23 protein-coding genes are annotated in these 26651 nt (G+C 65.6%); 8 read left to right on the forward strand and 15 right to left on the reverse strand.

Annotated elements, in window-relative coordinates; all coding sequences use genetic code 11:
- Positions 1–42: 42 nt before the first annotated feature.
- Positions 43–783, reverse strand: coding sequence for a hypothetical protein (locus tag AC3ENJ_RS04665; protein ID WP_431813244.1), 741 nt, complete (start codon positions 781–783; stop codon positions 43–45).
- Between the two features lie 67 nt (positions 784–850).
- Here AC3ENJ_RS04665 and AC3ENJ_RS04670 point away from each other — a divergent pair, with 67 nt between their 5' ends.
- Positions 851–2692, forward strand: coding sequence for an ABC-F family ATP-binding cassette domain-containing protein (locus AC3ENJ_RS04670; protein WP_431813245.1), 1842 nt, complete (start codon positions 851–853; stop codon positions 2690–2692).
- Between the two features lie 46 nt (positions 2693–2738).
- Here AC3ENJ_RS04670 and AC3ENJ_RS04675 read toward each other — a convergent pair whose 3' ends face one another.
- From AC3ENJ_RS04675 to AC3ENJ_RS04690, 4 genes are all read right to left on the reverse strand, one after another.
- Complete coding sequence (locus AC3ENJ_RS04675) at positions 2739–3377, reverse strand: HD domain-containing protein (RefSeq protein WP_190781709.1); 639 nt, start codon at positions 3375–3377, stop codon at positions 2739–2741.
- Between the two features lie 30 nt (positions 3378–3407).
- A complete protein-coding gene (locus AC3ENJ_RS04680) occupies positions 3408–3701 on the reverse strand; it encodes an antibiotic biosynthesis monooxygenase family protein (RefSeq protein ID WP_190807439.1) in 294 nt (97 codons plus the stop codon).
- Positions 3702–3779: 78 nt separating this feature from the next.
- Positions 3780–5192: a flavin monoamine oxidase family protein gene (locus AC3ENJ_RS04685; protein ID WP_431813246.1), complete on the reverse strand. Its 1413-nt coding sequence runs from the start codon at positions 5190–5192 to the stop codon at positions 3780–3782.
- The gene (locus tag AC3ENJ_RS04690) at positions 5189–5893 is read right to left on the reverse strand and encodes a TetR/AcrR family transcriptional regulator (RefSeq protein WP_431813247.1); all 705 of its coding nucleotides are present in this window, start codon (positions 5891–5893) and stop codon (positions 5189–5191) included. Before AC3ENJ_RS04690 ends, AC3ENJ_RS04685 begins: the two co-directional genes overlap by 4 nt.
- Positions 5894–6062: 169 nt before the next feature.
- Between AC3ENJ_RS04690 and AC3ENJ_RS04695 the strand changes: the two genes are divergently transcribed.
- Entirely contained in the window at positions 6063–7421 is a 1359-nt protein-coding gene (locus AC3ENJ_RS04695) for an APC family permease (protein WP_431813248.1), read from the forward strand.
- Here the strand turns inward: AC3ENJ_RS04695 and AC3ENJ_RS04700 are convergent.
- From AC3ENJ_RS04700 to AC3ENJ_RS04715, 4 genes are all read right to left on the reverse strand, one after another.
- A complete protein-coding gene (locus tag AC3ENJ_RS04700) occupies positions 7418–8878 on the reverse strand; it encodes an RNB domain-containing ribonuclease (protein ID WP_190781713.1) in 1461 nt (486 codons plus the stop codon). The two genes, AC3ENJ_RS04695 and AC3ENJ_RS04700, sit on opposite strands and share 4 nt — an antisense overlap.
- 43 nt (positions 8879–8921) lie before the next feature.
- On the reverse strand, positions 8922–9935 hold the full coding sequence (locus tag AC3ENJ_RS04705; RefSeq protein ID WP_190781714.1) for a 4-(cytidine 5'-diphospho)-2-C-methyl-D-erythritol kinase: 1014 nt from the start codon (positions 9933–9935) through the stop codon (positions 8922–8924).
- The gene (gene rsmA / locus AC3ENJ_RS04710; protein ID WP_190807434.1) at positions 9932–10813 is read right to left on the reverse strand and encodes a 16S rRNA (adenine(1518)-N(6)/adenine(1519)-N(6))-dimethyltransferase RsmA; all 882 of its coding nucleotides are present in this window, start codon (positions 10811–10813) and stop codon (positions 9932–9934) included. Before rsmA ends, AC3ENJ_RS04705 begins: the two co-directional genes overlap by 4 nt.
- 226 nt (positions 10814–11039) lie before the next feature.
- Complete coding sequence (locus AC3ENJ_RS04715) at positions 11040–12041, reverse strand: TatD family hydrolase (protein WP_431813249.1); 1002 nt, start codon at positions 12039–12041, stop codon at positions 11040–11042.
- 126 nt (positions 12042–12167) lie between these two features.
- Here AC3ENJ_RS04715 and AC3ENJ_RS04720 point away from each other — a divergent pair, with 126 nt between their 5' ends.
- Genes AC3ENJ_RS04720 through AC3ENJ_RS04730 form a run of 3 tightly spaced genes read left to right on the forward strand, consistent with a single transcriptional unit; the run spans position 12168 to position 16920 of the window.
- A complete protein-coding gene (locus AC3ENJ_RS04720; protein ID WP_190807432.1) occupies positions 12168–13118 on the forward strand; it encodes an AAA family ATPase in 951 nt (316 codons plus the stop codon).
- Entirely contained in the window at positions 13115–14539 is a 1425-nt protein-coding gene (locus AC3ENJ_RS04725) for a DUF58 domain-containing protein (RefSeq protein ID WP_190781718.1), read from the forward strand. Before AC3ENJ_RS04720 ends, AC3ENJ_RS04725 begins: the two co-directional genes overlap by 4 nt.
- Positions 14536–16920 carry a transglutaminase TgpA family protein gene (locus AC3ENJ_RS04730; RefSeq protein ID WP_431813250.1) on the forward strand — a complete coding sequence of 795 codons (2385 nt, stop codon included), beginning with the start codon at positions 14536–14538 and terminating at the stop codon, positions 16918–16920. The genes AC3ENJ_RS04725 and AC3ENJ_RS04730 overlap by 4 nt, the downstream gene beginning before the upstream one ends.
- A 22-nt stretch (positions 16921–16942) precedes the next feature.
- On the opposite strand, the gene rsmI is transcribed toward AC3ENJ_RS04730, so the two are convergent.
- On the reverse strand, positions 16943–17845 hold the full coding sequence (gene rsmI / locus AC3ENJ_RS04735; RefSeq protein WP_431813251.1) for a 16S rRNA (cytidine(1402)-2'-O)-methyltransferase: 903 nt from the start codon (positions 17843–17845) through the stop codon (positions 16943–16945).
- Positions 17846–17945: 100 nt separating this feature from the next.
- Between rsmI and AC3ENJ_RS04740 the strand changes: the two genes are divergently transcribed.
- A complete protein-coding gene (locus tag AC3ENJ_RS04740; protein ID WP_431813252.1) occupies positions 17946–19553 on the forward strand; it encodes a dolichyl-phosphate-mannose--protein mannosyltransferase in 1608 nt (535 codons plus the stop codon).
- Positions 19554–19852: 299 nt separating this feature from the next.
- On the opposite strand, the gene AC3ENJ_RS04745 is transcribed toward AC3ENJ_RS04740, so the two are convergent.
- The 4 genes from AC3ENJ_RS04745 to AC3ENJ_RS04760 all read right to left on the reverse strand — a co-directional run bounded on the left by AC3ENJ_RS04745 (position 19853) and on the right by AC3ENJ_RS04760 (position 23088).
- Positions 19853–20671, reverse strand: coding sequence for a TIGR01906 family membrane protein (locus AC3ENJ_RS04745; RefSeq protein ID WP_431813253.1), 819 nt, complete (start codon positions 20669–20671; stop codon positions 19853–19855).
- An 8-nt stretch (positions 20672–20679) separates the two neighbouring features.
- A complete protein-coding gene (locus tag AC3ENJ_RS04750) occupies positions 20680–21912 on the reverse strand; it encodes a L,D-transpeptidase (RefSeq protein WP_190807428.1) in 1233 nt (410 codons plus the stop codon).
- Between the two features lie 79 nt (positions 21913–21991).
- On the reverse strand, positions 21992–22477 hold the full coding sequence (locus AC3ENJ_RS04755; RefSeq protein WP_190807427.1) for a DUF3499 domain-containing protein: 486 nt from the start codon (positions 22475–22477) through the stop codon (positions 21992–21994).
- An 8-nt stretch (positions 22478–22485) separates the two neighbouring features.
- A complete protein-coding gene (locus AC3ENJ_RS04760) occupies positions 22486–23088 on the reverse strand; it encodes a WhiB family transcriptional regulator (protein ID WP_431813254.1) in 603 nt (200 codons plus the stop codon).
- A 232-nt stretch (positions 23089–23320) separates the two neighbouring features.
- On the opposite strand from AC3ENJ_RS04760, the gene AC3ENJ_RS04765 reads away from it, so the two are divergent.
- A complete protein-coding gene (locus AC3ENJ_RS04765; protein ID WP_431813255.1) occupies positions 23321–24040 on the forward strand; it encodes a TIGR03089 family protein in 720 nt (239 codons plus the stop codon).
- A 12-nt stretch (positions 24041–24052) separates the two neighbouring features.
- Here the strand turns inward: AC3ENJ_RS04765 and AC3ENJ_RS04770 are convergent, their stop codons facing one another.
- Complete coding sequence (locus AC3ENJ_RS04770) at positions 24053–24625, reverse strand: GtrA family protein (RefSeq protein ID WP_320414988.1); 573 nt, start codon at positions 24623–24625, stop codon at positions 24053–24055.
- A 155-nt stretch (positions 24626–24780) separates the two neighbouring features.
- Here AC3ENJ_RS04770 and AC3ENJ_RS04775 point away from each other — a divergent pair, with 155 nt between their 5' ends.
- Positions 24781–26562: a 5-(carboxyamino)imidazole ribonucleotide synthase gene (locus tag AC3ENJ_RS04775; RefSeq protein ID WP_431813256.1), complete on the forward strand. Its 1782-nt coding sequence runs from the start codon at positions 24781–24783 to the stop codon at positions 26560–26562.
- Positions 26563–26651 lie beyond the last annotated feature (89 nt).

The raw sequence follows: 26651 nt of genomic DNA on the forward strand, positions 1-26651 counted from the left end.
ACGGATGCACGGAAAATTACCATAACATTTCTCGGCCCCTCGTCAGCGCGCTCCCCCGCGGTGTTCCACTGTAACTACGCGCCCGTTGGCCATGGCCTCGTCGAACCCGGGAAGAGATTGCCCAAGGCGCCGCGTCTCCCCCGGTCCCAGTCCGCGCACCAGTACGGGAGCGCGTTGCGCCGCACGCCGGACGAACCCCCAAGCATCCGCATCCGATTGCCCCGCGTCGCGGGAACGGGCTACGTCCCACGCGAGTGAAGCGACCTCGGGTTCGATGACGTCCAGGATGTTCTGGTCGAATTCACGGTCCAGGAGCACCAGGAGCATGAGAACTTCATCGACTGCGGTGTGGTTCTGCACGAGCAGCCGAACGTCCTGCGCCGATGCCGCTTCCGCGAGCGCGGCCACCATTGAATAAAGCCGTTGTCGCTGCCTGCCGCGGTGGGTGATCCCGCCCAGGGCGAGCACGAGTGCCCGGGCCCCCACGCCGTGGCACAGCACCAGGGCGGCGTCGGAGTCGGCAATCACACCCTCGTCCGGGATGTCCTCATCCACGGAGATCGGCGCGCGCAGGATCAACGGGTCCGCGCCGGCCTTGCGCAGCTGATCCCCCGCCTGACGCCGCACGACCGTGCCCAGGTGAAGGCCCACCGGGCGGTCCGCGCCCAGCGTGATCTCCACGGCCCCCGGGTGCTCGCTCACGAGCTGCACGGCACTCGCCAGATCCTGCGGTGTGTCCAGAACCGTCCCTGCGACGGGGGCGGTGACGTTTGTTTCTTGCATGGGCCAATTCTCCCACGCGTTTCTGACACTTCTCCCGGATGACCCCCACGCTTGTATCCTGGCCTGCGTGGCACATCTGATTGGCGGAGAGAATCTGCACCTCGAGTATCCGACCAAGACTGTTTTCGATGCGGTCTCGATAGGTATCGATCAGGGCGACCGGATCGGGATTGTCGGTCGCAACGGTGACGGTAAATCCACGCTCATGCGGTTGCTCGCCGGCCGCATCGATCCCGACGGCGGACGAGTCACCGTGCGCTCGGGCACCACCGTGGGCATGCTGGATCAGGCGGACACCCTGGACCCGAATCAGACGGTGGGCCACGCCGTCGTCGGCGATGTCCCCGACCATGTCTGGGCCTCGGACGCCAAGGTGCGCGACGTGATCTCCGGTCTGGTCTCGGACGTGGACTGGGACACCGACATCAGCGAGCTCTCCGGCGGGCAACGACGCCGCGTGGCCCTGGCCGGTCTGTTGGCCCAGGACTGGGACGTGATCTTCCTGGACGAGCCCACCAACCACTTGGACGTGGATGGCATCACGTGGCTGGCCCAGCATTTGAACAACCGCTGGTCCAAGAATTCGGGTGCGCTGGTGGTTGTCACCCACGACCGCTGGTTCCTGGACGCCGTGTGCACGGACACGTGGGAGGTCCACGACCGCATGGTCGAGCCGTTCGAGGGCGGTTACGCGGCCTACGTGCTCCAGCGCGTGGAGCGCGACCGGCAGAACGCCGTGATCGAGCAGAAGCGCCAGAACCTGATGCGCAAGGAACTCGCGTGGCTGCGCCGCGGCGCGCCCGCCCGCACCTCCAAACCCAAGTTCCGCATCGACGCCGCCAACCAATTGATTTCCGATGTACCCCCGCCACGTGATTCGGTTTCCCTTTCGCGCATGGTCGTGTCCCGGCTGGGCAAGGACGTGGTGGACATCGAGGACGTCTCGGTGTCCTTCGAGGGTGGCAACGCCACCACCCATGTCCTCAAGGACGTCACGTGGCTGATTGCCCCCGGTGAGCGCACGGGCATTCTGGGTGTCAACGGCGCTGGTAAGTCCACCTTGTTGGGCCTGGTCACGGGTGCTGTCTCCCCCACCTCCGGGCGGGTCAAGCGGGGTAAAACCGTGAAGATCTCCACGCTCACGCAGCAGTTGGCGGAGCTCGATGACGTCGCCAATGACCGCGTTTCGGACGTGGTGGCGAGCAAGAAAACCAGCTATGTGACCGAGGGCAAGGAAATGAGTCCCACCCAGTTGCTCGAACGCCTGGGGTTCACGTCCGCGCAGCTCAAGACGCCCGTCAAGGACCTCTCGGGTGGTCAAAAGCGCCGGCTGCAGTTGCTGATGATCCTCTTGGATGAGCCCAATGTGCTGATCCTGGACGAACCCTCCAACGACCTCGACACGGACATGCTCGCGGCCATGGAAGACCTGCTGGACACCTGGCCCGGCACCCTGCTGGTCGTCTCCCACGACCGCTACCTCCTGGAGCGCGTGACCGATCAGCAGTACGCGGTGATCAACGGCCAGTTCCGTCACCTGCCCGGCGGGGTCGAGGAGTACCTGAAGCTCTCGGCCTCCTCATCCTCCGGGTCGGCTGCGGGGTCCGCCGGTGCCTCCAACCCGTTGGCGGCCGGCTCCTCGTCCGGATCCGACGACGCCGCGGCCTCGGCTTCCGAGCCCACGCTTTCCGGCGCCGAGGCGCGGGCGGCCCAGAAGGAACTCGGCGCCGTCGAACGCAAGCTGCAGAAGCTCACCAAAGAAGCTGCGGCCCTGGACGAGACCATGGCGGCCGCGGATCCCTCCGACTTCGAGGGACTGGGCACGCTGGCCGCGCAGAAATCCGAGCTGCAGGAGCAGATGGACGAGCTGGAGATGCGGTGGCTGGAGTTGGGTGAGGCGCTGGAGTGATCCTGCGGCCTCATCGAGACAGCATCAATGGGGATGCTCCTGGGGGTTACTCGCTCCAGGGATTGGTCTTGATGATCTCCACGAAATTGTCGCGCTTGAAGTCTGGATCGAAGTGCTCCAGAACATCCGCGTTCATGTTGCCGAACGTGGAGTGCGGGCGGTGCACGTTGCCGTCGTTGAAGGCATTGAGGATCCGGTTCTTGAAGTCCGGGCGCGGGTGGGCCTTCACCACGGCATCCCGCTGCTCGGCGCTGAGGTCTTCCAGGTGCATGCCGAGCACGTCGGTCTCGACACCCGCGCTGACCAGCGCGATCTCCGGGGACAAGAACTCGGGAACGCCCGGGGTGGTGTGCAGGGCAATGGCCAGCCATGCGTCGTGGGCGCGCTGCGCGGAGGTGCCGTGGTCCAGCAGGAATTCCTTGGCCGCATTCGCACCATCCACCTCGAAGCGCAGCGTGGAGTCCATGTACCCTTCGGTCAGTCCCATGTCATGGAACATGGCGCCCGCGTAGAGCAACTCGTGATCCACGGACTGGTTGCGCACCCGGCCCTGGAAGGCGCCGAAGAAGAACACACGACGGGAGTGGTGGTAGAGCAGGTCGTCCTCGGTGTCACGGATGTACTCGGTGATCTCGCGGGTCAGTTTGGTGTCGGGAACGGAGATGCCGGCAATGGTGTCAGTCATGGTGAAACTCCTTATCGGTCGGTTCATTGCTCAGAGGTCGACGACCTCGAACTCGAGCAAACTCGCACCCGATGCCACGGGCTTCTTGCCCTGGCCGGCGTGGGCCGCGCGCGCGTTGCCGTCGCGCCAGGCCACGAAGTCCTCCTCGGTGGCCCAGGTGGTCACCACGAAGTAGCGGTTCTCCCCCGCCACCGGGCGCAGCAGCTGGAAGCCCTCGAAACCCGGCTCGGAATCCACCGAGTGCTTACGCGCGGCGAAGCGCTGCTCCAGCTCGGGCCCGGCCCCTTCGGGAACTTCAATGGCGTTGATCTTGACGACGGACATGTGCGCCTACCTTTCAATGGTCGATGTGGGATCAAGACTAGGAGTGAGAAGTGAGTCGGAGCTGGGTAATCCGCGCATTCATTGCTTCCCGGAAATCTGCAACACTTCCTCCGCCGCGCGCTGGCCGGATCTGATGGCGCCGTCGATGTACCCGTTCCACACCGATGCTGTTTCCGCGCCCGCCCAGGAGATGCGCCCCAGTGGTTGAGCGAGGTGCTTCCCCACGGTGGTCCACAATCCCGTGCCGAATCGTCCGCCGTAGCAACCCCGGGTAAATGGTTCCTCGGACCAGTTACGCTGCAGCACCTCGGTGGGTCGAGAGGCCATCTCCCCGAAGAAACATTCCAGATCAGCCACGACGAGCTGAGCGCGCTGGTCCTCGGGCAGATCGTTGAATGCCCGTGCATGGCGACCCTCCACGAAAGCCACCAGAATGCCCCGTTCGGAATCGGGAACACCGTTGTCGTACACGAGGGACACGTGGTGGTCGAGACTGAGTACCGTGCCGCTGAGGCCCGCAGCACGCCAGAACGGCGTGTCATATTCGACCTGGAACTTGATGACGTTCCCGGGGTTCATGTGCGACTGCGCAATGTCCCGATTGGCGGGAAGCTGCGGTGCATAGACAATTCTCGCGGCCATGATCGGTGGCAGCGCCACGATCACGTGATCACATCGGTATCGAGTACCAGTGGTTCTGACCGTGACCTGGCTGTTCGGTGCCGTGGGACTCTCCTGCGTGTTCCACTCGGATATCTCAAGCACCTCTCGGTCCAGCAGCACCCGGTGACCGAGGGACCCCGCGAGGCGTTGCGCCAGCTGGTGTGTACCACCACGGACGCGGGAATCCTGGGCCCCACCGATGGTGATCATCATGCGGTGCAGGCCGCCTCCGGAGCTCAGGTAGAACAACAGGTGAAGGGCCGAGTACTCGTCTGATTCCGCGGCGAAAATGGACACCAACAACGTGTCCGCGAATCTCCGGGCGACGGGGTCCTGACAGTTGTCGTCCAACCACTGAGCCGCCGTCATCCGGTCCAAACGGGCTGCACCGGGAGAGTCTGCCGGGGACTGCCGGTCAATGGTTGCGGCGGTGGCGTCGATTGTCGCCACCAGTTGTTGGAACGCACGCGCCGACTCACCCGGCAGGCCGAACGTGTCATCGTCGCTTTCGTGACGTCCACCCTCGGCGAAGAGTAGAGACCTGCCTTCATCGTGCACGGTGAAGGTCTCCAACCCCAGCCGTTCGGCTAGTGCGAGCACTTGGTCCTGAGTGGGTCCGACCCATTGGCCGCCAAGTTCGATACTCGTCCCCGAGGTGAAGCGCCCGCCTTCGAGCCGCCCTCCCACTCGGTCCCGGGCCTCCAGAACGATCACGTCCACGCCGCTCTCGACGAGTCGTTCGGCAGCCGTCAGTCCGGCAATGCCGGCTCCTACCACGACCACCTCCGTGGATCTTTCCGGGATATCGTTGCACTTGGCGTTGTTCACTGTTCCTCCTGTTGTTGCGGTGAACCATCCACGGGCTTCTGAAGCGGGGGCGGTGGATCTTCGGTCAGAGTTCCGGGGGTCATGTTCAAACGAGCTTCAATGGGTGCCGAAATACGCTCACGGTACTGTCCCGGGTCTCGGTATCCCACGATGGTGTGCGCGTTGAACCCGTCCAGGAGAGCAATGATCTCCCAGGCGCAGCTGTCCGCACCCGGCACGTCGAAGTCCCCGTCCGACGTCCCCTGTTCCAGGATGGCGGCCACCATGGCCTGCCAACGGTCCATCATGTGGCGCACGGCGTGGGCCGTCTCCGGATGACGGCGGCCCAGGCTCCACCCGTCGAGCCACACCCCGGCGTAGTCTTCTCTTCCCGGGCGGCTCGTCAATCGAATCAGCTCGGACAGTTTGTGCACTGCCCTTGGGTATCGGGCCACCTGCGACGTGACCGTCATGAATTCGGCCTGGAGAAGGTCTTGGTACACGCGCAGCCGCAAGGACTCAATACTCGGCTCGTAGTGCACCACCAGCGCGTGGGTGACCCCTAGCTTGGCGGCGATATTCCGATGCGTCAGGTTTTGCAGGCCGTCGGTCAGGGCCAGTTGTTGTGCTGTGACCGCAATGGCCTCCCGTCGCTTCTCCGGTGACAATCGACGGCGCACGCCGGCGGTTGCCCCGCCTCCTTCTGCGGTTTTCTTGCTCACGGTCGTATCCATTGACAGCCCCCGGTGCCCACTCTAAGCTCTCGAAAAAGTGATATTGACCACATGGTCAATATGCCGCTGTCCCGGTGAGGTGTCAAGGTCACCGGACGTCCGTGCTTTGATCCAGGCCGCAAACGTGCAGGTCCCCCGGACATAGGAGTCTCAGGTCATGCTCATTTCACACCTCAACGAACCCATGAGTGACCACCGCGAAGCGGGTGGGTCGCTACGTCGCTCGATGGGACTGCCCACCCTCGTGTTCTTCGGGCTGTCCTACATGGTTCCGATGACCGTCTTCACGACGTACGGCATAGTCAACGACATCACCGGAGGATTCCTCGCCAGCTCCTATCTCATCACCCTGGCGGCCATGCTCTTTACTGCGTGCAGCTACGCGTTCATGGGGCGCAGAGTTGATTCGGCAGGCTCCGCCTACGCCTACACCCGGGAGGGACTGGGTGGCGGCGTGGGCTTCCTCACCGGATGGGCCGTCATGATCGACTACGTCCTGCTACCGATGCTCAATTACCTCTTGATCGGCCTGTACCTTGCGGAACAGTTCCCAGCCATTCCGGCATGGGCTTTCTCTCTGACGGCCCTGGTTCTCGTCACCGTGCTCAACATCGTGGGAATCCTGGTGGTGAAAAGCGCGAATATGGTACTTGTTCTGCTTCAGGTCATTTTTTTCATGATCTTCTTTGTCTTTGCGGTCCGAGCCTTCGACCCGGCCGCCGGTCCGTTGGACCCTTTTATCCGGTCGGACTTCAATTTGACGGCGGTAGCCGCAGGTGCTGCGGTATTGTGTCTCTCCTTTCTTGGGTTTGATGCGATCTCGACCATGGCCGAAGAGGCTAGAGCGCCCAAACAGTCAATCCCACGGGCGGTTATTCTCACCACGGTCATCGGTGGGGTGTTCTTCGTGGCCGTGTCATGGTTCGCCTACATGGCTCACCCCGCAGTCATCACGGGAGGCGAGGCAGACGTTGCGGCCATTTCAGTACTGGCCCACATCGGCGGAAACCTGCTGACGGCGCTATTCCTGGCCGCCTATGTCACCGGCGCCCTCGGGTCTGCGCTGGCATCGCAAGCCTCGGTCTCAAGGATCCTTTACGCGATGGGCCGTGACCGCGTACTCCCCGAAAAATTGTTCGGTACCATTTCCCGTCGTTTCCGCACGCCCGTCGGTGCGATTCTCGTAGTGGCCCTCATCTCGACATCGGCAGTCTTTGCGGATGTCGATTTCGTCGCCTCCATAGTCAGTTTCGGAGCGCTGACCGCCTTCAGCATGGTGAACCTCAGCGTCATTTCGGTATTCTTGATTCAAGATCGCCGCCGATCAATGGGCGCAATTATCTGTTACGGAGTTATTCCACTGATCGGATTTTTCCTCACCGCATGGCTGTGGACGAGCCTTACAGGCAATACAGTTCTCTTGGGACTGGCATGGATAGCCGTGGGCTTCATTCAATTGATGTGGCATACCCGTATGTTCACGAGGCCGGTTCCGCGCATGCATTTGGAGAACTAGCAATCGGCTGTCGCCGAGAGCACGGCTCCCGAGCACACCAGTTCGAAGCGCGACTGTCCGTTCTGCAGGTCGGCAGCCACCAGGCGCACCCGGATCTCCTGCCCGAACGGTAGATCAACGCCCCTGATGCCTGCTTCCACGGCCGGAGTCCTGATGATGAAGCGACCCCTCTCCCCGGATTCATCCACCTCGACCACGGTGCCCGTGAATTCCTCGCCCACATGCGGGGACAGCATGAACGTCTCCACCATGTTCACGATGCCCCGTTCATAGGCCGATGCCTTGCGGTTGGATGACTCCATTTCCCTGGGCAACTGGGCCAATGCGGTGGCCACCCACTCGGGGACCGGCTCCCCCGCGCACACGGCAAGACAGACTTCACCCGCGTAGCGGTCCACCAGCCGCCGCAGCGGAGCCGTCACATGCGCGTAATGGGTGGCCAGAGCAGCGTGTTGCGCATTGTCCGGCCGTTGCCCGTTGAACGCCAGGTACCCCGCCCCGCGGAACAACAGGGTGCACGAATACAGCATGGCCGCGTGATCCGGGCGCTGCGGGTCCAGGGTGCGCACGAATTCGGTGTAGTCCATCTCGGGAGGCCAATCGATCCGCAGCGCTTTGGCGGTCTCGCGAAGTTTGCGCAACGAGGCGGCGTCGGCGGGCGGTAAGGTCCGCAGCAGACCCACCCCGGCCTCGAGCATGATTTCGGCGGCGGCCATTCCCGTGAGCAGTGAGATCTGTGCGTTCCAACCCTCAACGGGGAGCGCGGAACGGTGCACGATGTGCCATTCCCCGTTGGATGTCTCGACCTCCTGCTCGGGAATTCGCAGGCTCACGCCGCCACGTTCTTGCTCGATGTGTTCGCGCAGCAATCCCACGGTCTTGAGCAGTCGCAGAGGTGCCGAGGCGGTGCCGCTGTCGAGGGCGTCCTGAACCTCTCGGTACGTGAGTTGGGCGCGGCTACGGACCAGGGCTCTCTGGACGGTGCGAGCTGTCTGATGCCCCTTGTTATCCAGGGCAATCCGCCACAGCACGGCGGGCCGGATCTCGTGCTCAAGCAAACTTGCGGCGTCTTCGGAAAGCTCCGGAGGGTGCAGCGGAGTGCGCTTGTGTGGGCCATACAGGGTCTGACCGCGGACGTGGGCTTCCAGGTCGAGGGGGTCCCCGGGGATCACGAACGCGGCGACATCGGCAATGGCGTACCAGACGATGTATCCGGACCCGGATGCCTCGATGAACACCGCTTGATCCAGATCCCGGGAGCCCTCCGGGTCCACGGTCACGAATTCCAGATCGGTACGGTCCAGCTCGGGAAGGCGAGGGTGCTGTGCGGCGTGCAGAGCGGCGCTGTGCACCTCGGCCGGGAAATCCTCGGGAATGTTCAATTCCTCGCGCAGCTTTTCCAAACCCTCGACGAGTGGTTTGGGCACGGCCTGGACCTGGTGGGGACGAATGGGCATGCTGTCTCCTCACGTCAGGGTCCGCGAGCGCGGGCGCATTGGTCTAGATTGTGCCCCACTCGGGGATCAGTTGGGCACCCTTCACGGGCCCCGTGGTTGAAAAAGCGTACCGGTGCTCGCGGCGCAAGCCGTCGACCAGATTGTCCGCATCCTGCGCGGATTTGGCCAAGAAACACACCGTGGGCCCCGATCCGGAGACCCACCCGGCGAGCGCGCCCAGGTCCACGCCGTGGTTGAGCAACGTGGCCAGTTCGGGGAGTAGCTCAATGGCGGGCGGCTGCAGATCATTGCGAACCCACGTGGCCACCCCCGCGGCATCTCCCACGGCGGCCGACTCCACGAGTGTCGGATTCAAGGGGTCCGGAGCGTGGGCGCTTCCCTGGTCCGCGTCGGCCCGGTGCGCACGGTCCCACAGCCGGAATACCGCCGGGGTCGACAGCCCCTGGTCCTGGGGGACGAAGACCAAGTGAAGTTGTTCCCTGGTCTCCACGCTGCGTAGGTCATTGCCCTTACCCCGGCCTTCAGCCAGACCACCGAGGACCATGAAGGGGACATCGGCACCGAGCTCGGACCCGATGTCCATGAGCCGGTCACGACCCAACCGGGGCTGGTCAAGGTGCTTGGCGAGCAACGCGTCCACGGCCACGAGTGCGGCGGCGGCATCCGCAGAACCGCCACCCATGCCACCGGCCACGGGAACGGCCTTGTCGATCCGCAGCTCGATCCCGGGATTGCAGTCGTGAGCCGCGCACACGGCGAGCGCGGCACGCACCGCGAGGTTCGACTCGTCCAGGGGAATGTCCGAAAGCGTCGCCGCACCGGATTGGATCATTTCCGCGTACTCGCTACCGGGCGCCGGGGACACCGACACCACCACGCCGCTGCCGCGCCGGGTCACGTGGGAGTTGATCGAGGCCGTCACGATCTCGTGGACGTCCACGGCGATGAACAGGGTTTCCAGCGGGTGGTATCCGTCGGACCCGGGGTCGCCCACGTGCAGCGCCAGATTCGTCTTGGCGGGGGCCGATGCCGAGGCCCGCAATCCGGCGGGGTTCATTCGTGGTGCTCCGTGGTCGGTTGTGCCTGCGCAATTCGCGCATACGCTTTGACGTCGAGTTTTTCGCCGCGCTCGCCGGGGTCGATACCGGCCGCGCGCAGGATCTTTTCCGCCCGCGGACCGGATCCGGCCCAGCCGCTCAGTGCCGCACGGAGGGTTTTGCGCCGCTGTGCGAAGGCGGCATCGATCACCGCGAAAACGTCCGTGCGCAGCGCCTCATCGGCCGGCGGGTCACGACGTTCGAACCGCACCAGACCGGACGCGATCTTGGGCGCCGGCCAAAACACGTTCTTGCCGATCACACCGGCCTTGGACACTTCCGCGTACCAGTTGGCCTTGACCGACGGCACACCGTACACCCGCGATCCCGGTCCAGCGGCGAGACGATCGGCGACCTCTTCCTGGACCATGACCAAGCCGTGGCGCACGGTGGGGAACGTTTCCAGGATGTGCAGGAGCACCGGCACGGCCACGTTGTACGGCAGGTTGGCCACGAGCGCCGTCGGCGGGGTGGCGCCGGGCAGGTCGGTGACGCGAGCGGCGTCGTGCAGCACCACGTTCAAACGCGACGCCGCCTCGGGATAAAAACGCTCGACCGTTTCCGGGAGCTGCGCCGCGAGCGGTGGGTCGATCTCCACCGCCGTCACCGCCGACGACGCCGCCAGCAGACCCAGCGTTAACGACCCCAGGCCGGGCCCCACCTCCAGGACATGATCGTTCGAGGTGAGATGCGCCGTGGCCACGATCCGCCGAATCGTGTTGGGGTCGATCACGAAGTTCTGGCCGAGCGTCTTGGTGGGGCGAATGCCCGCTCGCTCGGCCAGTTCTCGAATTTCTGCGGGGCCCAGGAGCGGGCCGTCAGGGCTCTGGTCGGTCACCGGTTCATCCTACGTTGCTCGGGCGGTGTGCTTCGCGGAGAGGGGTGCCGCGGGTGGGGGCCGAGATTTCGGGCAGAGGGTGGCAGGATGGCCGCGGTCGTAAACATATGGGGAAGAGTTACGTGGCCGTAGCCGCGGTTTTCCACGAACCTCGACCTCGCATGTCAGCGGCCACGGAATATCGCGGAGCTCTGGCCCCGGATGTCACACTCGTCCGCCTGGGGCCCTAGAACTGTCCGTACACCCTCTCGGAGTTGGCCCAGATCTGCCGGCACAACTCCTCGAGATCCGTGGAGAGAATCTCCGCCATCCCGCGCACCGTGTAATTGACCATGTACGGGGCGTTGGGTCGGCCCCGGAACGGGTGCGGGGTGAGGAACGGGGCATCCGTCTCGGTGAGGATGAGTGATCGGTCCGCCTCGAGCAATGCGGCCTTCAAGGGCTTGGCGTTCTTGAACGTGACGGTCCCCGCGAAGGACATGTACCAGCCGTTCTCATTGCACACGCGCGCCAGTCCGGGATCACCGGAGAAGCAGTGGAACACCGTGCGTGGCGGCGCCCCGACCTCGCGCAGCACGCGGACCACGTCTGCGTGGGCTTCACGGTCGTGGATCTGCAGGGCCAGGTCGTACTTCTTGGCGAACTCGATGTGCGCACGGAAGGACTCCTCCTGTGCCGCGTACCCGGAGTCGGGCGTGTGCACGCGATCCAGACCGCTCTCGCCAACGCACCGCACCCGATCCTCGGCGGCCAGCTCATCGATCTGCGCCAAAGCCTCTGCCAAGGAACCGGAAGCAGCCAAGGACGGTGCTTCGTTCGGGTGCAACGCCACCGCAGCCAGCACACCCGGCACGGACTGAGCCGCGGACACGGCGAACCGTGAGGATTCCACATCGCAGCCGGCTTGCACGAGTCCGAGCACCGATGCGGAGCGCGCCGCATCCATGGCATCCATCACCGACACCTGAACCAGCCCGTCCGACATGTCCAGGTGGGTGTGGTTGTCCACGACCGGGTGCGGCAGCGGTTCGGGCAGTGCGGGGAACTCCACGTTGCGGCGTCGACCGTCGCGATCGGTGAGGGCACGGCGTTCGGTGCCTTCACCGCTCTCCACCGAATCCGGCAGCCGATACCACTCGGCGGAATAGGCCGCGGGAGGGGTTCCGGGTTGGGGCTGGGGGCGTTGGTGGGTGTCCCACAACGTGGTGGCAATAGGCGTTTCGATCACCCGCCCACGATACGACGCGCCACCCGGCCGAAGCATCCCCGCTCAACATGACCGACAGACAGTGACAATGCGAGAGAATATGAACCAATTACATAGACACAGCACTTTCTCACGAGACGAGGAACCATGGAGCAGTTCTCCACGCACACCCGAGCCATCCTGGACCGCATGAACTCGGTGATCGACGGCAAGCCCACCGAGACCCGCACCGCGCTCACGGTCCTGCTGGCCGGAGGTCATTTGCTCGTGGAGGATGTTCCCGGTGTCGGCAAGACCATGTTGGCCCGCACGCTGGCCGGTGCGATCGGTGGCACGGTGAGCCGCATCCAGTTCACCCCGGACCTGCTGCCCACCGACATCACCGGTGTCTCCGTCTACGACCAGGTGCGCCGCGAATTCGAGTTCAAGCCCGGGCCCGTGTTCGCGAACCTGGTGATCGGCGACGAGATCAACCGCGCTTCGGCCAAGACCCAGTCCGCTCTCTTGGAGGCCATGGCCGAATCCCAGGTCACCGCGGATGGCACCACCTACCAGCTGGCCACACCGTTCATGGTGGTGGCCACGCAGAACCCGGTCGAGATGGACGGCACCTTCCCGCTCCCCGAGGCTCAGCGTGATCGTTTCACCGCGCGGATTTCCATGGGTTACCCGGACGCTGACGCCGAGGTGCACATGCTGGCCGGCCACGGCTCCGGTTCACCGCTCAAGGACCTGCAGCCGGTGGTGGACATCCACCAGGCCACGCAACTGGTCGACCACGTGCGCTCGTTGCACGTGTCCACGGCCGTGCGCCGCTACATCGTGTCCCTGTGCCAGGCCACCCGCACCCACCCCCACCTGCGCCTGGGCGCCAGCCCCCGCGCCGCACTGCAAATGCAGGCCGCAGCACGCGCCGAGGCCGCCCTGGCCGGACGCAACCATGTACTCCCGGACGACGTCAAGGCCATTGCCGTACCCGTACTCGCCCACCGGTTATTGCTCGAGCGCCGCTCCGGCACCGACAGCGCCCAGGACGTGGTGCGCGCCATTCTCGATGACGTGCGCGTCCCCACCGAGGACGGCGCCGGATCCCGATGAGCAATACCGCCTCCACTGCCGAGGCGCGGGTTGATTCCCGCGCCAAGTTCACGGTGCGCGGCTGGTGTTTCCTGGTCGCGGCCGTCGTGTGCCTGGCCGCCGCCACGTGGCTGGGCCGTAAGGACGTGCTGGCGCTGTCCCTGTTCCTGGGCATGCTCCCGTTGTTTTCATCGCTGGCGATGTGGTTGATCAAACCTCGCGTGCTGCTCAAACGTTCCGTGGATCCGGCGCTGGTCACGGTCGGGGACGCCGCCTCGGTCGCGTTACGCGTGCGACGTCGTTCGCAGTTCGGTTCCCGACGCCGCGCGGACTCCTCGGACTCGACCGTTCACGATCGCGCCGCGGTCGAGGTCCATGAAACGGTGGACCCCCAACTGGGCGAGGACCGGGACTTCTCCGTCCCCGTGTCAGGCGTGCCCGTGGCGTACACGGTGCGCCCGCGGCGTCGTGGAATGTATGAACTGGGCCCGGCGACCGTGCGGGTCCAGGACCCGTTCGGCGTGGTGACCGAGCTGTTGGACGTGGCCGAGCGCACCACCCTGCAGGTCGCCCCGGACACCGAGGACCTCACCGAGCTGGGTGCCTCGCGGGTCCGTGAAACCGGCGGTGATCCCTCGCGGCGGGCCATGCCCCAACCCGGTCCGGACAACGTGACCACCCGCGAATACCGTCACGGTGACCCGATGCGACGGGTGCACTGGGCGGCGTCGGCAAAGCACGGCGAGCTCATGGTGCGCCAGGAGGACCCGCGCAGCACGCGCAAGGCCGTCCTCGTCCTGGACATGAGCCAGGAGCACTGGCCCGGCGGGCGCGTGTGGGCGGGCATCCTGGCGTCCACCGAGGAGTTCGAATGGGGCGTGCGCGCCACGGCGTCCATCCTGGATCACCTGACCCGCCGCGAAACCGTGGTCTTCGCCCTGGATGACCAGGGTCAAGCGCTGCCGCGCGGTGACACGGCGAGCACCGATCAGCGCGACACGTCCGTCACGGACAACACGGCCCTTGAAGTGGTGCACGGATTGGCGCAGGCGGCCCTGGTGTCCCGCCCCGAACCTGACACCGCGACCGATCCGCTGGCCACCCGCTTCGACCGCGAAGCGTTGACCCACCCGCTGCTGCTCATCACGGGCAAGCTCTCCGCCGAGGCCGCCCGCCGCTACGTGAGCGCGGCGAAAGGCAACGTTGCCGGTTCGGTGATCATGGTGCTCGACCCGCCCCTGGCCCGCCCCGAGAGCGCGGACATTCTGGAAACCTCCGGCTGGTCCGTGGTGCTCGTGACGCGCTGGACGGACATCGACGCCGCGTGGACCTCCGTTTTGGACGGCGCCACGCTCCTGGATCCGCCGCCCGCGCCGCCCGGGGTCGAATACCTGAACATGGACCACGTGATGGGACACTTCCGATCGAGGACGACCGCATGAGCCATACCGCCGCACCGGCCACCCCGTGGGGCAGTCCGGGACCCGCTGGGCGGGCCGAGTCCCCGGAGTCCACGCCGGCAGCGCCCGGTAATTCACGGCCTCCCGAGCCACCGCGACACCAGCGTGCTCCGCGCATGGCCGTCCTCCCGTTGCACGCGTTGCTGTTGGCAAGCGTCGCCCTGGGCTGCGTGGGTATGGCCGGGGCGCTCGCCGGTTTCTGGTGGGTGCTGCCCGTGGCGGTCACCGTGGTGATCGTTGTGCTGGTCACCGCGGCCGCGCGGTGGCTGCGCTTACCTTCTGCGCTGGTGACCGTTCTGGGACTAGCTGCTCTCATCCTGGCGCTGACCGTGGTGCACGTGAGTGATCATGCGCTGCTGGGGTTCATTCCGACTCCGGGCACCTTGGACGCAGTGGGCTCGCTGTGGACTGAGTCCGGCTCGTTCGTGGCCCGGCAGTCCGCGCCCTACGGGCACAGTGCCGGTTTGGCCCTGGTGCTGAGCGCCCTGGTGGGCTTGGTGACCGTGTTCATGGAGACCGCTCTGCTGGGCCTGCGCATGGCCGGTCTGGCGTGCGTGGGCATCCTGGCGTTGCTCGTGGTGCCCGCCCTGACCTTGCCGGGCAGTGTATCGATCTGGGGTCTGGGCGCCGCGATCCTCGCCGCGCTGGCGCTGCTCGCCGGATCGCGAGTATGGGGTGCCACCCGTCTGCAGCATATTGCGCCGACCCCCGGCGGTCTGCCTCGCGCGCTCCTGGTGATCGCCGGGGTCCTGGCCGTGAGCCTTCTCGTTCCCACGGTCATGCCCGGGTTTTTCAGCGGTGCCTTCCCGCAGGGCAGTTCCTTCAATTCCGAGCGCGCCGCCGGTGTGGGCCCGTTGCGCGCGGTGGGTCAGGATCTGCGAGAGAGCGAACGGGTTCAGCGCTTCAGCTACACCACCTCCGATGGGCAGCCCAAGTACATGCGGCTCATGAGCCTGTCCGACTTCTCCCAGCCCGAATTCTTCCCGCAGACGGACAACCTGGAAGAGGGCCTGGACGGTCTCGCTGATCCGGAGACCAATCCGGTCTCCCGGGAGAACCCCGTGACCACCAAGGTCACGTTCGAGGACTACAACGAGCACTGGCTGCCTGCCCCGTACGCACCCACGGAGTTCACGGGTATCGGTGACGAGGGCTGGTCATGGAACCCCCGCGACCTCTCGGTCTTCAGCGCGGGCTCGGAGATGTCCGGGGGTACGTTCACCGTGACGTCCTCAGCTCCGCGGGCCACGCCGGACGCAATGCGTTCGGCGGCGCCGTCGGACACGAACGGCGACCTGGCCGACTACCTGAGGGTTCCCGACGAAACGCCCGAGTCGATCAGCAGCGCCGCCCGCCAGCTCACGGAGGGCGCAGGTAATGACTACGACCGCGCGTTGGCGCTGCAGAACGGCCTGCGGCACAACTTCCAGTACGACGTGAACGCCCCGCTCGCCCAGGGCTACGACGCCGGCGGTATGGACAGCATGGGGCAGTTCATGGAGACTCACACGGGCTACGCCGGGCATTTCGCGCCCGCAATGGCATTGATGGCCCGCGAGGTCGGTATCCCCTCCCGCGTGGCGGTCGGTTATCTGCCCACGGCCCCGGTCTCCGATTCGCGGGGCGGGGAACTTTTCCAGGTGGGCACCGGTGACGCCCACGCGTGGCCCGAACTCTACTTCGAGGGTGTCGGGTGGGTACGTTTCGAACCCACGCCCGGCATTCCCACCACTCCGGAGTACGCACCCGAATCCGGCAACGAACCCGGTCAGGACGCCTCCGGTCAACCAGATCAGACACCCGGCCAAGAACCATCGCAGCCGCAGGAGCCGACCTCGGGGCCCACGGACGAGCAAAGCCAGCCGCCGGCCCCTGAGACGCCCGAACAGGCACAGGAGGAATCCGGTACCGCGTTCATGATTCCGCTCTGGGTGCTGGTGCTCGGCGGCGTCCTGCTGCTTCTCGTGCTCCTGGCCGCCGTGCCGCGCTTGATACGCGGACACCGCCGCCGGGCCCGGTTGGCGGACATGGCCGACGCCTCACTGTCTCCCCGGGAGCGGGCGAACGCCGCGTGGGGCGAGTTGGAGGACCTGTCCGTGGATCACGGCGGATCCCCCAAGGCGTCGGACACCCCGCGCGTGCGGGCCCGGCACATGGCGGCGGGGATCCCGGCGGCGTCGGAGGCGGTGGATCGGATCGTCTCCGATGTGGAACACGCGAGCTACGCCGCCCCGGACGCCTCGTGGAAGCCGTCAGCGTCCGCCGCGGATCTGGGTACTGTGCGCGATGAACTCATGCGTCGCGCCGACCGAGGCCAGAAGTTTCGCGCCACCTGGTGGCCGGCGTCGATTTTCCGGCGCTGACTGCGGATCTGGGCCTCGGACGTCACCGCTGACCGCGGGCGGTGATCACGGCGTCGTAGAGCTGGCGGGTGCTGACGCCGGCGTCCGTGGCGATCTGGCGGGCGGCGGCCTTGAGTTTGATGTCGCTGGTGGCCACGAGCTTCTCGACGTCGCCCACGAGGTCCTCGGGTTCGGGGGCCTCCACGGGTGCGGCACCGTGGACGACCACCGCGATCTCTCCGCGCACCTGGTTGTTCTGCGCCCACTCCGTAAGACCGGCGAGGTCATCGCGGAGGACTTCCTCGTGGAGTTTGGTCAGTTCGCGACACACCACCGCCTGACGGTCGCCGCCCAGAGCATCCCGCAGCGCCTCCAGCATCACGGCCAGGCGATGCGGTGATTCGTAGAAGACCATGGTGCGGCGCTCTTCGGCCAGGGTCTTGAGATGAGTGGCCCGCTCCCCCGCCTTGCGCGGCAGGAACCCCTCGAAGGTGAATCGGTCGGTGGGCAGCCCGGACACCGCGAGCGCTGCCAACACGGCAGAAGGTCCGGGGATCACGGACACCCGCAACCCCTCCCGCGCCGCAGCACGCGTGAGCGGGAAGCCCGGATCCGAGACGGTGGGCATCCCGGCGTCGGAGAGCACGGCCACCACGTTGCCGGCACGAACCAGATCCAGGATCTCGGCGACCCGTTCGTTCTCGTTGTGCTCGTGGTGGGTCATGACGCGGCCGGTGAAGTGCACGTCAAGCCCAGCAGCCAGCCGGTGGAGCGTCCGAGTGTCCTCCACGGCCAGCACATCTGCGGTTCGCAGAATCTCCAGCAAGCGGGGGGACGCGTCCGAGAGGTTACCGATGGGCGTGCCCACGACCATGACGGCTCCGCCCACGGGCCGCTCCGAAGGAGTCGGGGGAGTTTCCTGAGGCGTTGATTCTTGCGAGCTCACACACAGTACTCTACGAACCCTGTCCAATCAGCGGCTGGGAACCGCCGTAAACTGCGCCATGAACAGGGGTCGTTCAGAAAGCACCCCCTACGATGAGTGAGTGCATCTGACTGCTCTTCAGCCGGTGACCCGCGGCCCCGCCACAGACCTTCGTGGTCTCTTGCTGCCCGCAATCACCCGGTTGCCCCGGTTGTGGTGGGTCCCGCTGCTCCTCGTGACCGTGCTGGGCGGGGTGCTGCGGTTCGTCAATCTCTCCTGGCCCCATGCGGTGGTCTTCGACGAAACGTACTACCTCAAGGATTCCTATTCGCTCCTGCTCAACGGCACGGAGCAGCAGTGGCCCTCCGACGCGGATGAAGCCTTCGCCGCCGGCACACCGCCCACCACCCTGGATGAACCCTCGTTCGTGGTGCACCCCCCGGTGGGCAAGTGGCTGATCGCCAGCGGCCTGTGGTTGTTCGGTGCGGACGATCCCTTCGGTTGGCGCTTTTCCGCAGCACTCTTCGGCACTCTTTCGATCGCCGTGATCTTCGCCGCGGCGTGGCTTCTGTTCCGCTCGATCACCCTGGCAACCGCCGCCGGCCTGCTCATGACTCTGGACGGCCTCCACCTGGTCGAATCACGCCTGGCTCTGCTGGACATCTTCCTGATGTTCTTCGTGCTCCTTGCCTTCGTGTTCCTCCTGCTCGACCGCGACGACGGGCGACGCCGCCTGGTCGCCCGGTTCTCGCCTCACGGCATGGGTCCGTGGCTGGGGATTCGATGGTGGCGGATTGCGGCCGGGGTGGCCTGCGGGTTGGCCGTGGGCGTCAAGTGGAACGCCCTGTTCTTGGTGGCCGCCCTGGGAATCCTCACGGTGCTGTGGGACATGAACGCACGCCGGATCGCCGGAGTGAAGCAATGGTTCTGGGGGGCGGTGGTCAAGGACGGGCTCCCCGCCTTCGTGGCCATGATCGGCACCGGGCTGGTCGTCTACGTGATCACGTGGACCGGCTGGCTCACCACCGCGAACGGCTATGACCGCCAGTGGGCGGAACAGAACCCGGGTGAAGGCCTCCAATGGCTGCCTCCGGCGCTGCGCTCCCTGTGGGAGTACCACGTAGCCGCCTATACCTTCCATGCGGGGTTGGACAGCGAGCACACCTACATGGCTGGCCCGGCGCTGTGGCCGATCCTCGCGCGACCCACCTCGTACTTCTACGAATCCCCCGAGCGCGGTGTTGACGGGTGCACCGTGGACTCGTGTTCCCAGGCGATCCTGAACCTGGGCAACCCCGCCATTTGGTGGGTGGGTATTGCCGCGGTCGTGTTTGCCCTGGTGTTGTGGCTCGTAAAACGGGATTGGCGCCTGGGCGGCTTGCTCGGAATGTACGCGGCCGGATATCTTCCGTGGTTCTTGTACCCCGAGCGCACCATGTTCTACTTCTACGCCCTGGCGTTCTTCCCGTTCATGGTGTTGCTCATCATGGGTGTTCTGGGGGTTTTGACCGGGCGGCTTGCTGTCGCTGGGTTCGGAGACACCGCGGGGACACCCGCCGCTCGGAATCGGTTCATCTCACGCGTGTGGGCGCGCCGCTGGACCACTGTGGGGCTCGTCTTCATGAGTCTGGTGGTCGTGTGCGCCGTCTTCTTCTGGCCAGTGTGGACCGGGCGAACCATCCCCTACGACCACTGGCACTGGCGCATGTGGTTCGATTCCTGGATCTAGGCCTGCGGTTCACAGCTACCCGGTTCGGGTCGGTTTCAGACGGCGCGGCGGCGAGATAAAGCGCTCTGTGTGGACCATGTTCCGGATCGGGCGCATCGTGATCTCCCGGCGCCATTTCATGTTCCGTTGGGACCCCGTCCTACATCTGGTGGGGCGTTAGGGCCCTCCAGGGGCGCTCGGAGGGTTCTACCCAAACATGAGATGTCCCCGTTGGTTCGAACAGCGCCCAGAACGGAGCCCTACCCCTAAGGCCGGCCATTGGCCACAGACCGCACGGGTCGATCAACTGACGCGCAGGACTACGCCCAGGGCGCGGAACGGCCTCCGGTTTCGGGGTTCTGAGCGCTCTTCACGGACTTCACACCGGCGCCGCCGGGCTCGCCATCGGCATCCCGAACAACGGCGGCACGCTCACCGCGAGACGCCGAGCGCATGCGCGGACGCGTGATCAACATGGTCACGAACGCCCCGATCACGGCCACCAGGGCCACGGCGATCGCCGCGTCCATCCAGAACTGGGTGGGGTACAAGCGGATCAGGGTGTCGCTGATTCGGAAGGTCCAGGTGCCGGCGTCGAAGAACAGGGAGTGGAACAACGCGAAGAACCTCTCCCAGGCCAGCACTGCGATCACCAGGAGAACCACCAGCAGGGCAATGGTTAGCCACGCACCGAAGAACAATGCGCCGGATGCGGCGCCGGGGGCCCGGCGGTGCAGGTAGAGGACGCTGAGCACGCTCAGCACCAGCAGGATCACGGCCACCAGGAAGCCCCACTGGATCACGTGCTGCACGTCGGTCATGTGGGAGACCTCTTGGCCCTGGAACAGTGCGGCGCCGTCATCGTCGACCAGCCCACCCAGGTAGCGGGGTGGGGCGAAATTCATGATGTAATCCAGCCCGTAGGAGCCGTAAGTCATGCGCTGTTCGGTACTCATTCCCCAGTAATCAGCGGGGAAACCCGGGCGATGGTACTCGATCCACAGGAACAAGGGGGTGGCAACAAGCCGCACCCCCAGGGCGATCAGGAGGATCGGGAACGTCAACGCCAGAAAGACCTGCTGGATGCGAGGAAACTTTGCCTCGCGGGGGCGTTCGACCGCCGTGGTGGAAGAGCTCACCGGGGATATCACCAGTTTCCGTGCCAGTTTTCGTCGGAGTACTTGTCAAAGGGAATGTTCCAGTCGCCGTACCCGTCGTCGGGGTCGGCCTGGGGGTAGTTCGTGTTGACCACTTCCACCATGTCACCCGGGCGGAACGTGTCAAAAATGTACTTGGCGCCTTCCGGCGGCATCCCCACGCAACCGTGGGAGACATTTGCATAGCCCAGCACCGGGATGGCGGATGGAAGCGCCTGGTGGATGAACTCGCCGCTCCACGTCAGGCGGGCCACGTTGGAGGCGTTGAAGGGCTCGTAATAATGCGGGTCACCGGGTGAGAGGTTCAGAGACGATGCCTTGAACTCGTAGGACTCGGCCTGTTCAATGATGACCTTCTTGCCCGTGGTGGACGGCCAATCCGGGTTGCCCAGGGTCACGGGCCACTCACCGGTCTTCTTGCCGTTCTCGTAAGCCACCAGGGTTTTGGTGTCGTTGTCCACGTACGCGCGATGCTCGGGACCCGTGGTGAAGTTCACGGTCTGGTTCTCGTTGCCGATCATCCCATTGCCCACATCCTTGCCGAGCAACTCGATGGCCACCTTGATCTTCGAATCGGGTGCCCACGGCTCGGCGGGCCGATAACGCAGCTTGGTGTCCGAGTACCAGCGGAACGCGCCGTCCTGGTCCCCTCCGCCGGTGACGGACACGGCCTGTTCAATCTCGTCCTTGTTCTGGATCGGCTCGGAGAACTCGAATTCGACGATCTGCCATACTCCGTAGGTGCCGCCGTCCTTCACATTCATGCTGACGTCCATTTCATGGGCGGCGTCAACCGTGGAGAACGCGGAGGTGCCCTCGGACGTGCGACCGTTGTTGTCAGCGGTGTACGTCACGGTGTAGGCGGCATTGAATTCGAGGGGCTCGTTGGAGGTCCATGTGGATTCGTCCTCGGACATGTCCCCGGAAGCCTCCGCTCCGTCGTCGGAAACCACCGAGACGTTCGTGAGGCGACCCTGATCGGTCGTCACCGTCACCGGGTCCACGGGGTTGACCATCGTGGCATCCGCGGCCGGGGCCACGCTCACGGCGGGCTCGGTGGCGGCCGCATCAGAACCAGCCGCGCCGGAGACACCGCCCGACGCTTGGCCGTCCCCGGAAACGGCGCTCGTCCCGCACGCGGCCAGGGCCAGCACGCTGAACCCCGCCAATCCTGTGAGGGCGCGCGAACGCCAGGTACGTTTACGGGTGGGCTGGGGGGCCATGGGGAACCTCACTTCGCGTGGCTGGATCTCCCCCAGACTGCCCGCTTACCGGCCCAACAACAAGTTGACCTTTGCTGTCCTACGGGCGGCGCAAATGCGGGCGGCGCAGGCTCGGAGGCATGGGTGCGGACGTGAAATCGGGTGCGGCTTGGGGCGTTGTCTCGGAGTCGTCCGCCGTGCGATCGTTGCCCGGGGTTTCCACGGGCGTGCGATTGAATGAAACGTCTCGCAACAATCGCCCGGGGGCGCGCATTCCGGGTCGCTGCGGGGACGGCGAACGACGCCGCGCCGCTGGCTGCTCGTCGTCGCGCACGGCCTCGACCACCGCGCCCAAATCATCGCGGTTCCACCCGTCCGGTGACTCCAGGCGCACCACACGCCAGCCCCGCGGGGCGGTCATGCGGTCCGCGTGGAACGCACACAGATCGTAGGCGTGGGGTTCGGAACGCGCGGACAGTGCACCGATCACGGCGGTGGAATCGGAGTAAACATAGGTCAGGGTGCACATGGCCGCACGAGAACAGGTCTGGCGGCTGCAGGTGCGCTGTGGGAGTTCGTCGCTCATGCCCTTACTCAGCGTCCCCGGCGGCGCAGCCTGCGGCGTTCGCGTTCGGACAGCCCGCCCCAGATTCCGAACTTCTCGTCGTTGGACATCGCGTAGTCCAGGCATTCACCGCTCACGGGGCAGGCCTCGCAGACGCGCTTTGCATCGCGGGTGGAGCCGCCCTTTTCGGGGAAGAACGCTTCGGGATCGGTCTGCGCGCAGAGGGCATCCGTTTGCCAGGCGAGTTCGCCTTCGGCATCGCCCTCGCTCACGGAGTACAGGCCGGCGACGGCCTGCCACACGGAGGCGTCCACGCTCTGCGGGTCGTGGACGTCCACGTCGCTGAGATTCTGCGGAACCTGCGGCTGCGCGGGGGGCTGCGCCACAGACTCGGACTGGTCGCTCGTGCGACGATCGGATCGCAACATCACGTCACCGGCGGATTCGGGATGAGCGGCCAGGAAGGCGCTCGCGAGATCATCCAGGGTGGTGACTTCCGTGGCGGATCCGCCGCGTGCCTGATCCACGGGATCAACGAACCAATCCGCGGGGATCACCTCGTGAGCGGCTCCACGGCCCTGCTCGGAGGTGTCCTCTCGATCGTTGAAGTGGCGGCGTGCGGCCTCTCCCATGTCAGTCCTTCCGTCCGAAGCAAAAGCTGTGTGGTGCCCGTGACCTGCCCATTTGGGCCACAGGGAACTAACCGCTCCAGGCGAGGGGCTGGTCCGTTCGGCCCGAAGCGGACTTCCTAATTACACGCGTGTAAGTCCCACAGAGTCAAGCTGGCGTCGGATGACTTGCAGATCTGACCGGCGTGCCGTCAGTGTGGTCCAAGGACCATCACTTACCCTAAGGAGTTTTCGCGTGAGACGCACACCGGCCACTTTCGCCCAGGCCTTGGAACACGTTTCCGAACGCCCCACCCCCGCCCTCATCTGGCGGGACGGGTCCGAGCGTGTGGAGCTCTCCGGTCGCGTGCTGGTGAACTGGGTCGAGAAATCCGCGAGTCTGTTGGTCGACGAGCTGGATGTGGAATCCGGCCAGCTGATCACCGTGTCCGCGCAACCGCATTGGCGCCTGGTGGTGCTCACTCTCGCCGCGCTGCGGGTGGGCGCCGCGGTGCGGGTCACCGGCGAGTCCGCCGACGACGCCGCCGTCCACGCCGAACTCGAGGCTCACCTCGATGTCGATGTTCCCGCCGAGCACGTCCTGGCCGTAGCTTCCCCCGCCCTCGCCTTTGCGTGCGAGCAACCGGTGCCGGATCCGGCCATCGACTTCTGCGCCGAGGTCCGCTCCTTCCCGGACGCGTACATGGGAATGGAAGAGCCCCGGGACGCGGACGACGCCTTGCCGGAGGCGGGAATCACGCACGGAGAGCTACTTGCGGAAGCCGAACGAGCGGCGTCGGCGATCGAGGACCACACCGTGTATTTACCGCTGAGCCACGGCTGGAACGAGCGGGCGCTGCTGCTCACACTGGGAATGCTGCTGCGCGACGGTGCCGTCCTGGTGGCCGCGAACGAGGCGGACGTTACGCAGGATGTCCTGGACCAGGAGAAGGCCGTGCGCCTCACCGACGGGTAGGCAGGCCGGGTCCTAGATCTGGCGGGGTGGGGCGTCCGAATCCGTGCGGGGCGTCTCGTCCTTGCGCTGCACGACCGGGATCTGGCCGGTGATGAACGCGAACTCCTCTTCCCGGCTGCCCGCGAAATCCGGATCCTCGTCGAGCTCTTGGCGGAACACCCAGAATCGGTAGGCGAAGTACCGGAAAACCGTGCCCAGGATGGTGCCGATGATCGTGCCGGAAATGAAGGACGCCGTGGCCGACTGCAGGCCCAGAACGTAGTAGCTGAAGAAGATGCACCCGAGCTCGATGGCCAGACCGATGCCATTGGCCACCAGGAACTGGGTGAGTTCGCGGCGCTTGTTCTCCTGTCGCTTCTCACGGAACGTCCACAGTCGGTTGGCGACCCACGAGAACAGGATGGCTACCACCGTGGCCACGAACTTGGCTTTGATGTGGCTGTTCTCGAACCACGGGGTGTGCATCAAAATCCACACGATGACAACGTTGATGACGAAGGCCAGCGCGCCCACCACGCCGAACTTCATGAGCTCTTTGACGAACAGGTGCCACAACGCATCGGCGCGTTCCATGATGCTATTCACGTAGGGTTCTCGGTTTCCGTAGCTCGGGGAAGTCACGTGCGCACTGGTTCCTGCACGCTCATGGGTGATCCGCAGCTGCACGTGATCGACCCGCATATTGAGGTGCAGCCTACTCCTAAATAGCTGGGGGCTCCCTGTGGCGATACGCTGGGGGCGTGAGTTTCCCCATTACAGGTCCTGTCATTGGTGTTGTCGGAGGCGGCCAGCTGGCCCGCATGATGGCACCCGCCGCTACCGAGCTGGGCGTCGAATTGCGCGTCCTGGCGGAAGGCCCGGATGTTTCTGCCGTGGCCGCCGTCCGCACCACCCCCGTGGGGGACTACACGGATGTGGACACCCTGCGGCGGTTCGCTTCCGAGGTGGACGTGGTCACGTTCGATCACGAACACGTGCCCACCGAGCACCTGCGTGCCCTCCAGGAATCGGGGGTCTCGGTCCAGCCGGGTCCCGAGGCTCTCGTGCACGCGCAGGACAAGTTGGTCATGCGCAAGGCCGTGGAGAAGCTGGGTCTGCCCAATCCCCGGTGGGCCCAGGTGCGCTCCGCGGACGAGCTGCTGGCCTTCGGCGAGACCGCGGGTTGGCCCCTGATCCTCAAGACGCCGCGCGGCGGTTACGACGGCAAGGGTGTGCTCAAGGTGGATGACGCCCAGGCCGTTGACCAGGACCCCGTTCCGGCGTGGTTCGCCCAGTCCTCGGAGGACGGGCTGCTGGCCGAGGAGGTTGTCCCGTTCACGCGTGAGCTGTCCGCCCTGGTGGCCCGCACGCCCTCCGGTGAGACCAAAGCGTGGCCCGTGGTGGAATCCGTGCAGGTCAACGGTGTGTGCGATGAAGTGATCGCCCCGGCCCCGGGGCTGGATCCGGAGGTGGCCGCGGCGGCGTCGGAAGTCGCGATCATGCTGGCCCAGGAACTGGGCGTCACCGGTGTGATGGCGGCCGAACTGTTTGAAACTCCCGGCCACGGCGCCGGTTTTGCCGTGAACGAGCTGGCCATGCGCCCGCACAACTCCGGGCACTGGACCATGGACGGCTCCGTGACCAGTCAGTTCGAGCAGCATCTGCGCGCCGTTCTGGACTGGCCGCTGGGCGCCACAGAACTCACTGCGGACGTCGCGGTGATGAAAAATTTCCTGGGCGGGGACAACCAGGATCTGTTCGCCGCGTATCCCGCCGCGATGTCCGCCGAGCCGCGCGCCAAGATCCACAATTACGGCAAGTCCGTGCGTCCTGGTCGCAAGATCGGGCACGTGAACGTGGTGGGATCCGCGGATGAGACGGCCGAGTTGCGCCGCATCGCCACGCGTGCCGCCAGCTTCATTCGCGACGGCGAGGATCGCCTGACGGAACCCACACACATCCGGTCCGAGGGCAAGGCACACCCCACGTGGGGCGCCACTCCCCTGTCCCAGAAGCAGGCCCCGGTGGTGGGGTTGGTCATGGGCTCGGACTCGGACTGGTCGACCATGCGCCTGGCCGCGGAAGCGCTCGAGGAGCTCGGTATCGCGTACGAGGCGGATGTGGTCTCCGCTCATCGCATGCCGCACGAGATGCTCGACTACGGAGAGACGGCCCACGAACGCGGTTTGCGCGTGATCATTGCCGGTGCCGGCGGCGCGGCGCACCTTCCGGGCATGTTGGCCTCGGTCACCCCGCTGCCGGTGATCGGCGTGCCGGTCCAGCTCAAGACCTTGGACGGCATGGACTCGTTGCTGTCCATCGTGCAGATGCCCGCGGGAGTTCCAGTGGCCACCGTGTCGATCGGTGGGGCACGCAATGCCGGGTTGTTGGCCGCCCGCGTGCTTGCCTCGGCCACGGACACCTCCGCCGCGCACCTGCGCGCCAACCTGCAGAACTTCGCCCGGGAGTTGTCCGAAACAGCGCACCGGAAAGGCCAAGCGCTGCGGGACACGGTGCTGAGAGGCGCCACCTCCCAGAATTAATCGGGCGGTGACCGGCCGATGTACGGCCGGGACTCAGCCAGAAGCGGCACAATAACCTCAGTGTGTCGTGTCTCGCGTCAGCGTGATTG

It is taken from the genome of Kocuria sp. cx-455 (assembly GCF_057707085.1).

Coding starts and splice junctions, on each gene's coding strand:
- AC3ENJ_RS04720 (WP_190807432.1), top strand. CDS start 12,168: ATGGAGCAGTTCTCCACGCACACCCGAGCCATCCTGGACCGCATGAAC.
- AC3ENJ_RS04705 (WP_190781714.1), bottom strand. CDS start 9,935: ATGAACCCCGCCGGATTGCGGGCCTCGGCATCGGCCCCCGCCAAGACG.
- AC3ENJ_RS04750 (WP_190807428.1), bottom strand. CDS start 21,912: ATGGCCCCCCAGCCCACCCGTAAACGTACCTGGCGTTCGCGCGCCCTC.
- AC3ENJ_RS04760 (WP_431813254.1), bottom strand. CDS start 23,088: ATGGGAGAGGCCGCACGCCGCCACTTCAACGATCGAGAGGACACCTCC.
- AC3ENJ_RS04695 (WP_431813248.1), top strand. CDS start 6,063: ATGCTCATTTCACACCTCAACGAACCCATGAGTGACCACCGCGAAGCG.
- AC3ENJ_RS04725 (WP_190781718.1), top strand. CDS start 13,115: ATGAGCAATACCGCCTCCACTGCCGAGGCGCGGGTTGATTCCCGCGCC.
- AC3ENJ_RS04730 (WP_431813250.1), top strand. CDS start 14,536: ATGAGCCATACCGCCGCACCGGCCACCCCGTGGGGCAGTCCGGGACCC.
- AC3ENJ_RS04700 (WP_190781713.1), bottom strand. CDS start 8,878: ATGCCCATTCGTCCCCACCAGGTCCAGGCCGTGCCCAAACCACTCGTC.
- AC3ENJ_RS04675 (WP_190781709.1), bottom strand. CDS start 3,377: ATGACTGACACCATTGCCGGCATCTCCGTTCCCGACACCAAACTGACC.
- AC3ENJ_RS04755 (WP_190807427.1), bottom strand. CDS start 22,477: ATGAGCGACGAACTCCCACAGCGCACCTGCAGCCGCCAGACCTGTTCT.
- AC3ENJ_RS04680 (WP_190807439.1), bottom strand. CDS start 3,701: ATGTCCGTCGTCAAGATCAACGCCATTGAAGTTCCCGAAGGGGCCGGG.
- AC3ENJ_RS04665 (WP_431813244.1), bottom strand. CDS start 783: ATGCAAGAAACAAACGTCACCGCCCCCGTCGCAGGGACGGTTCTGGAC.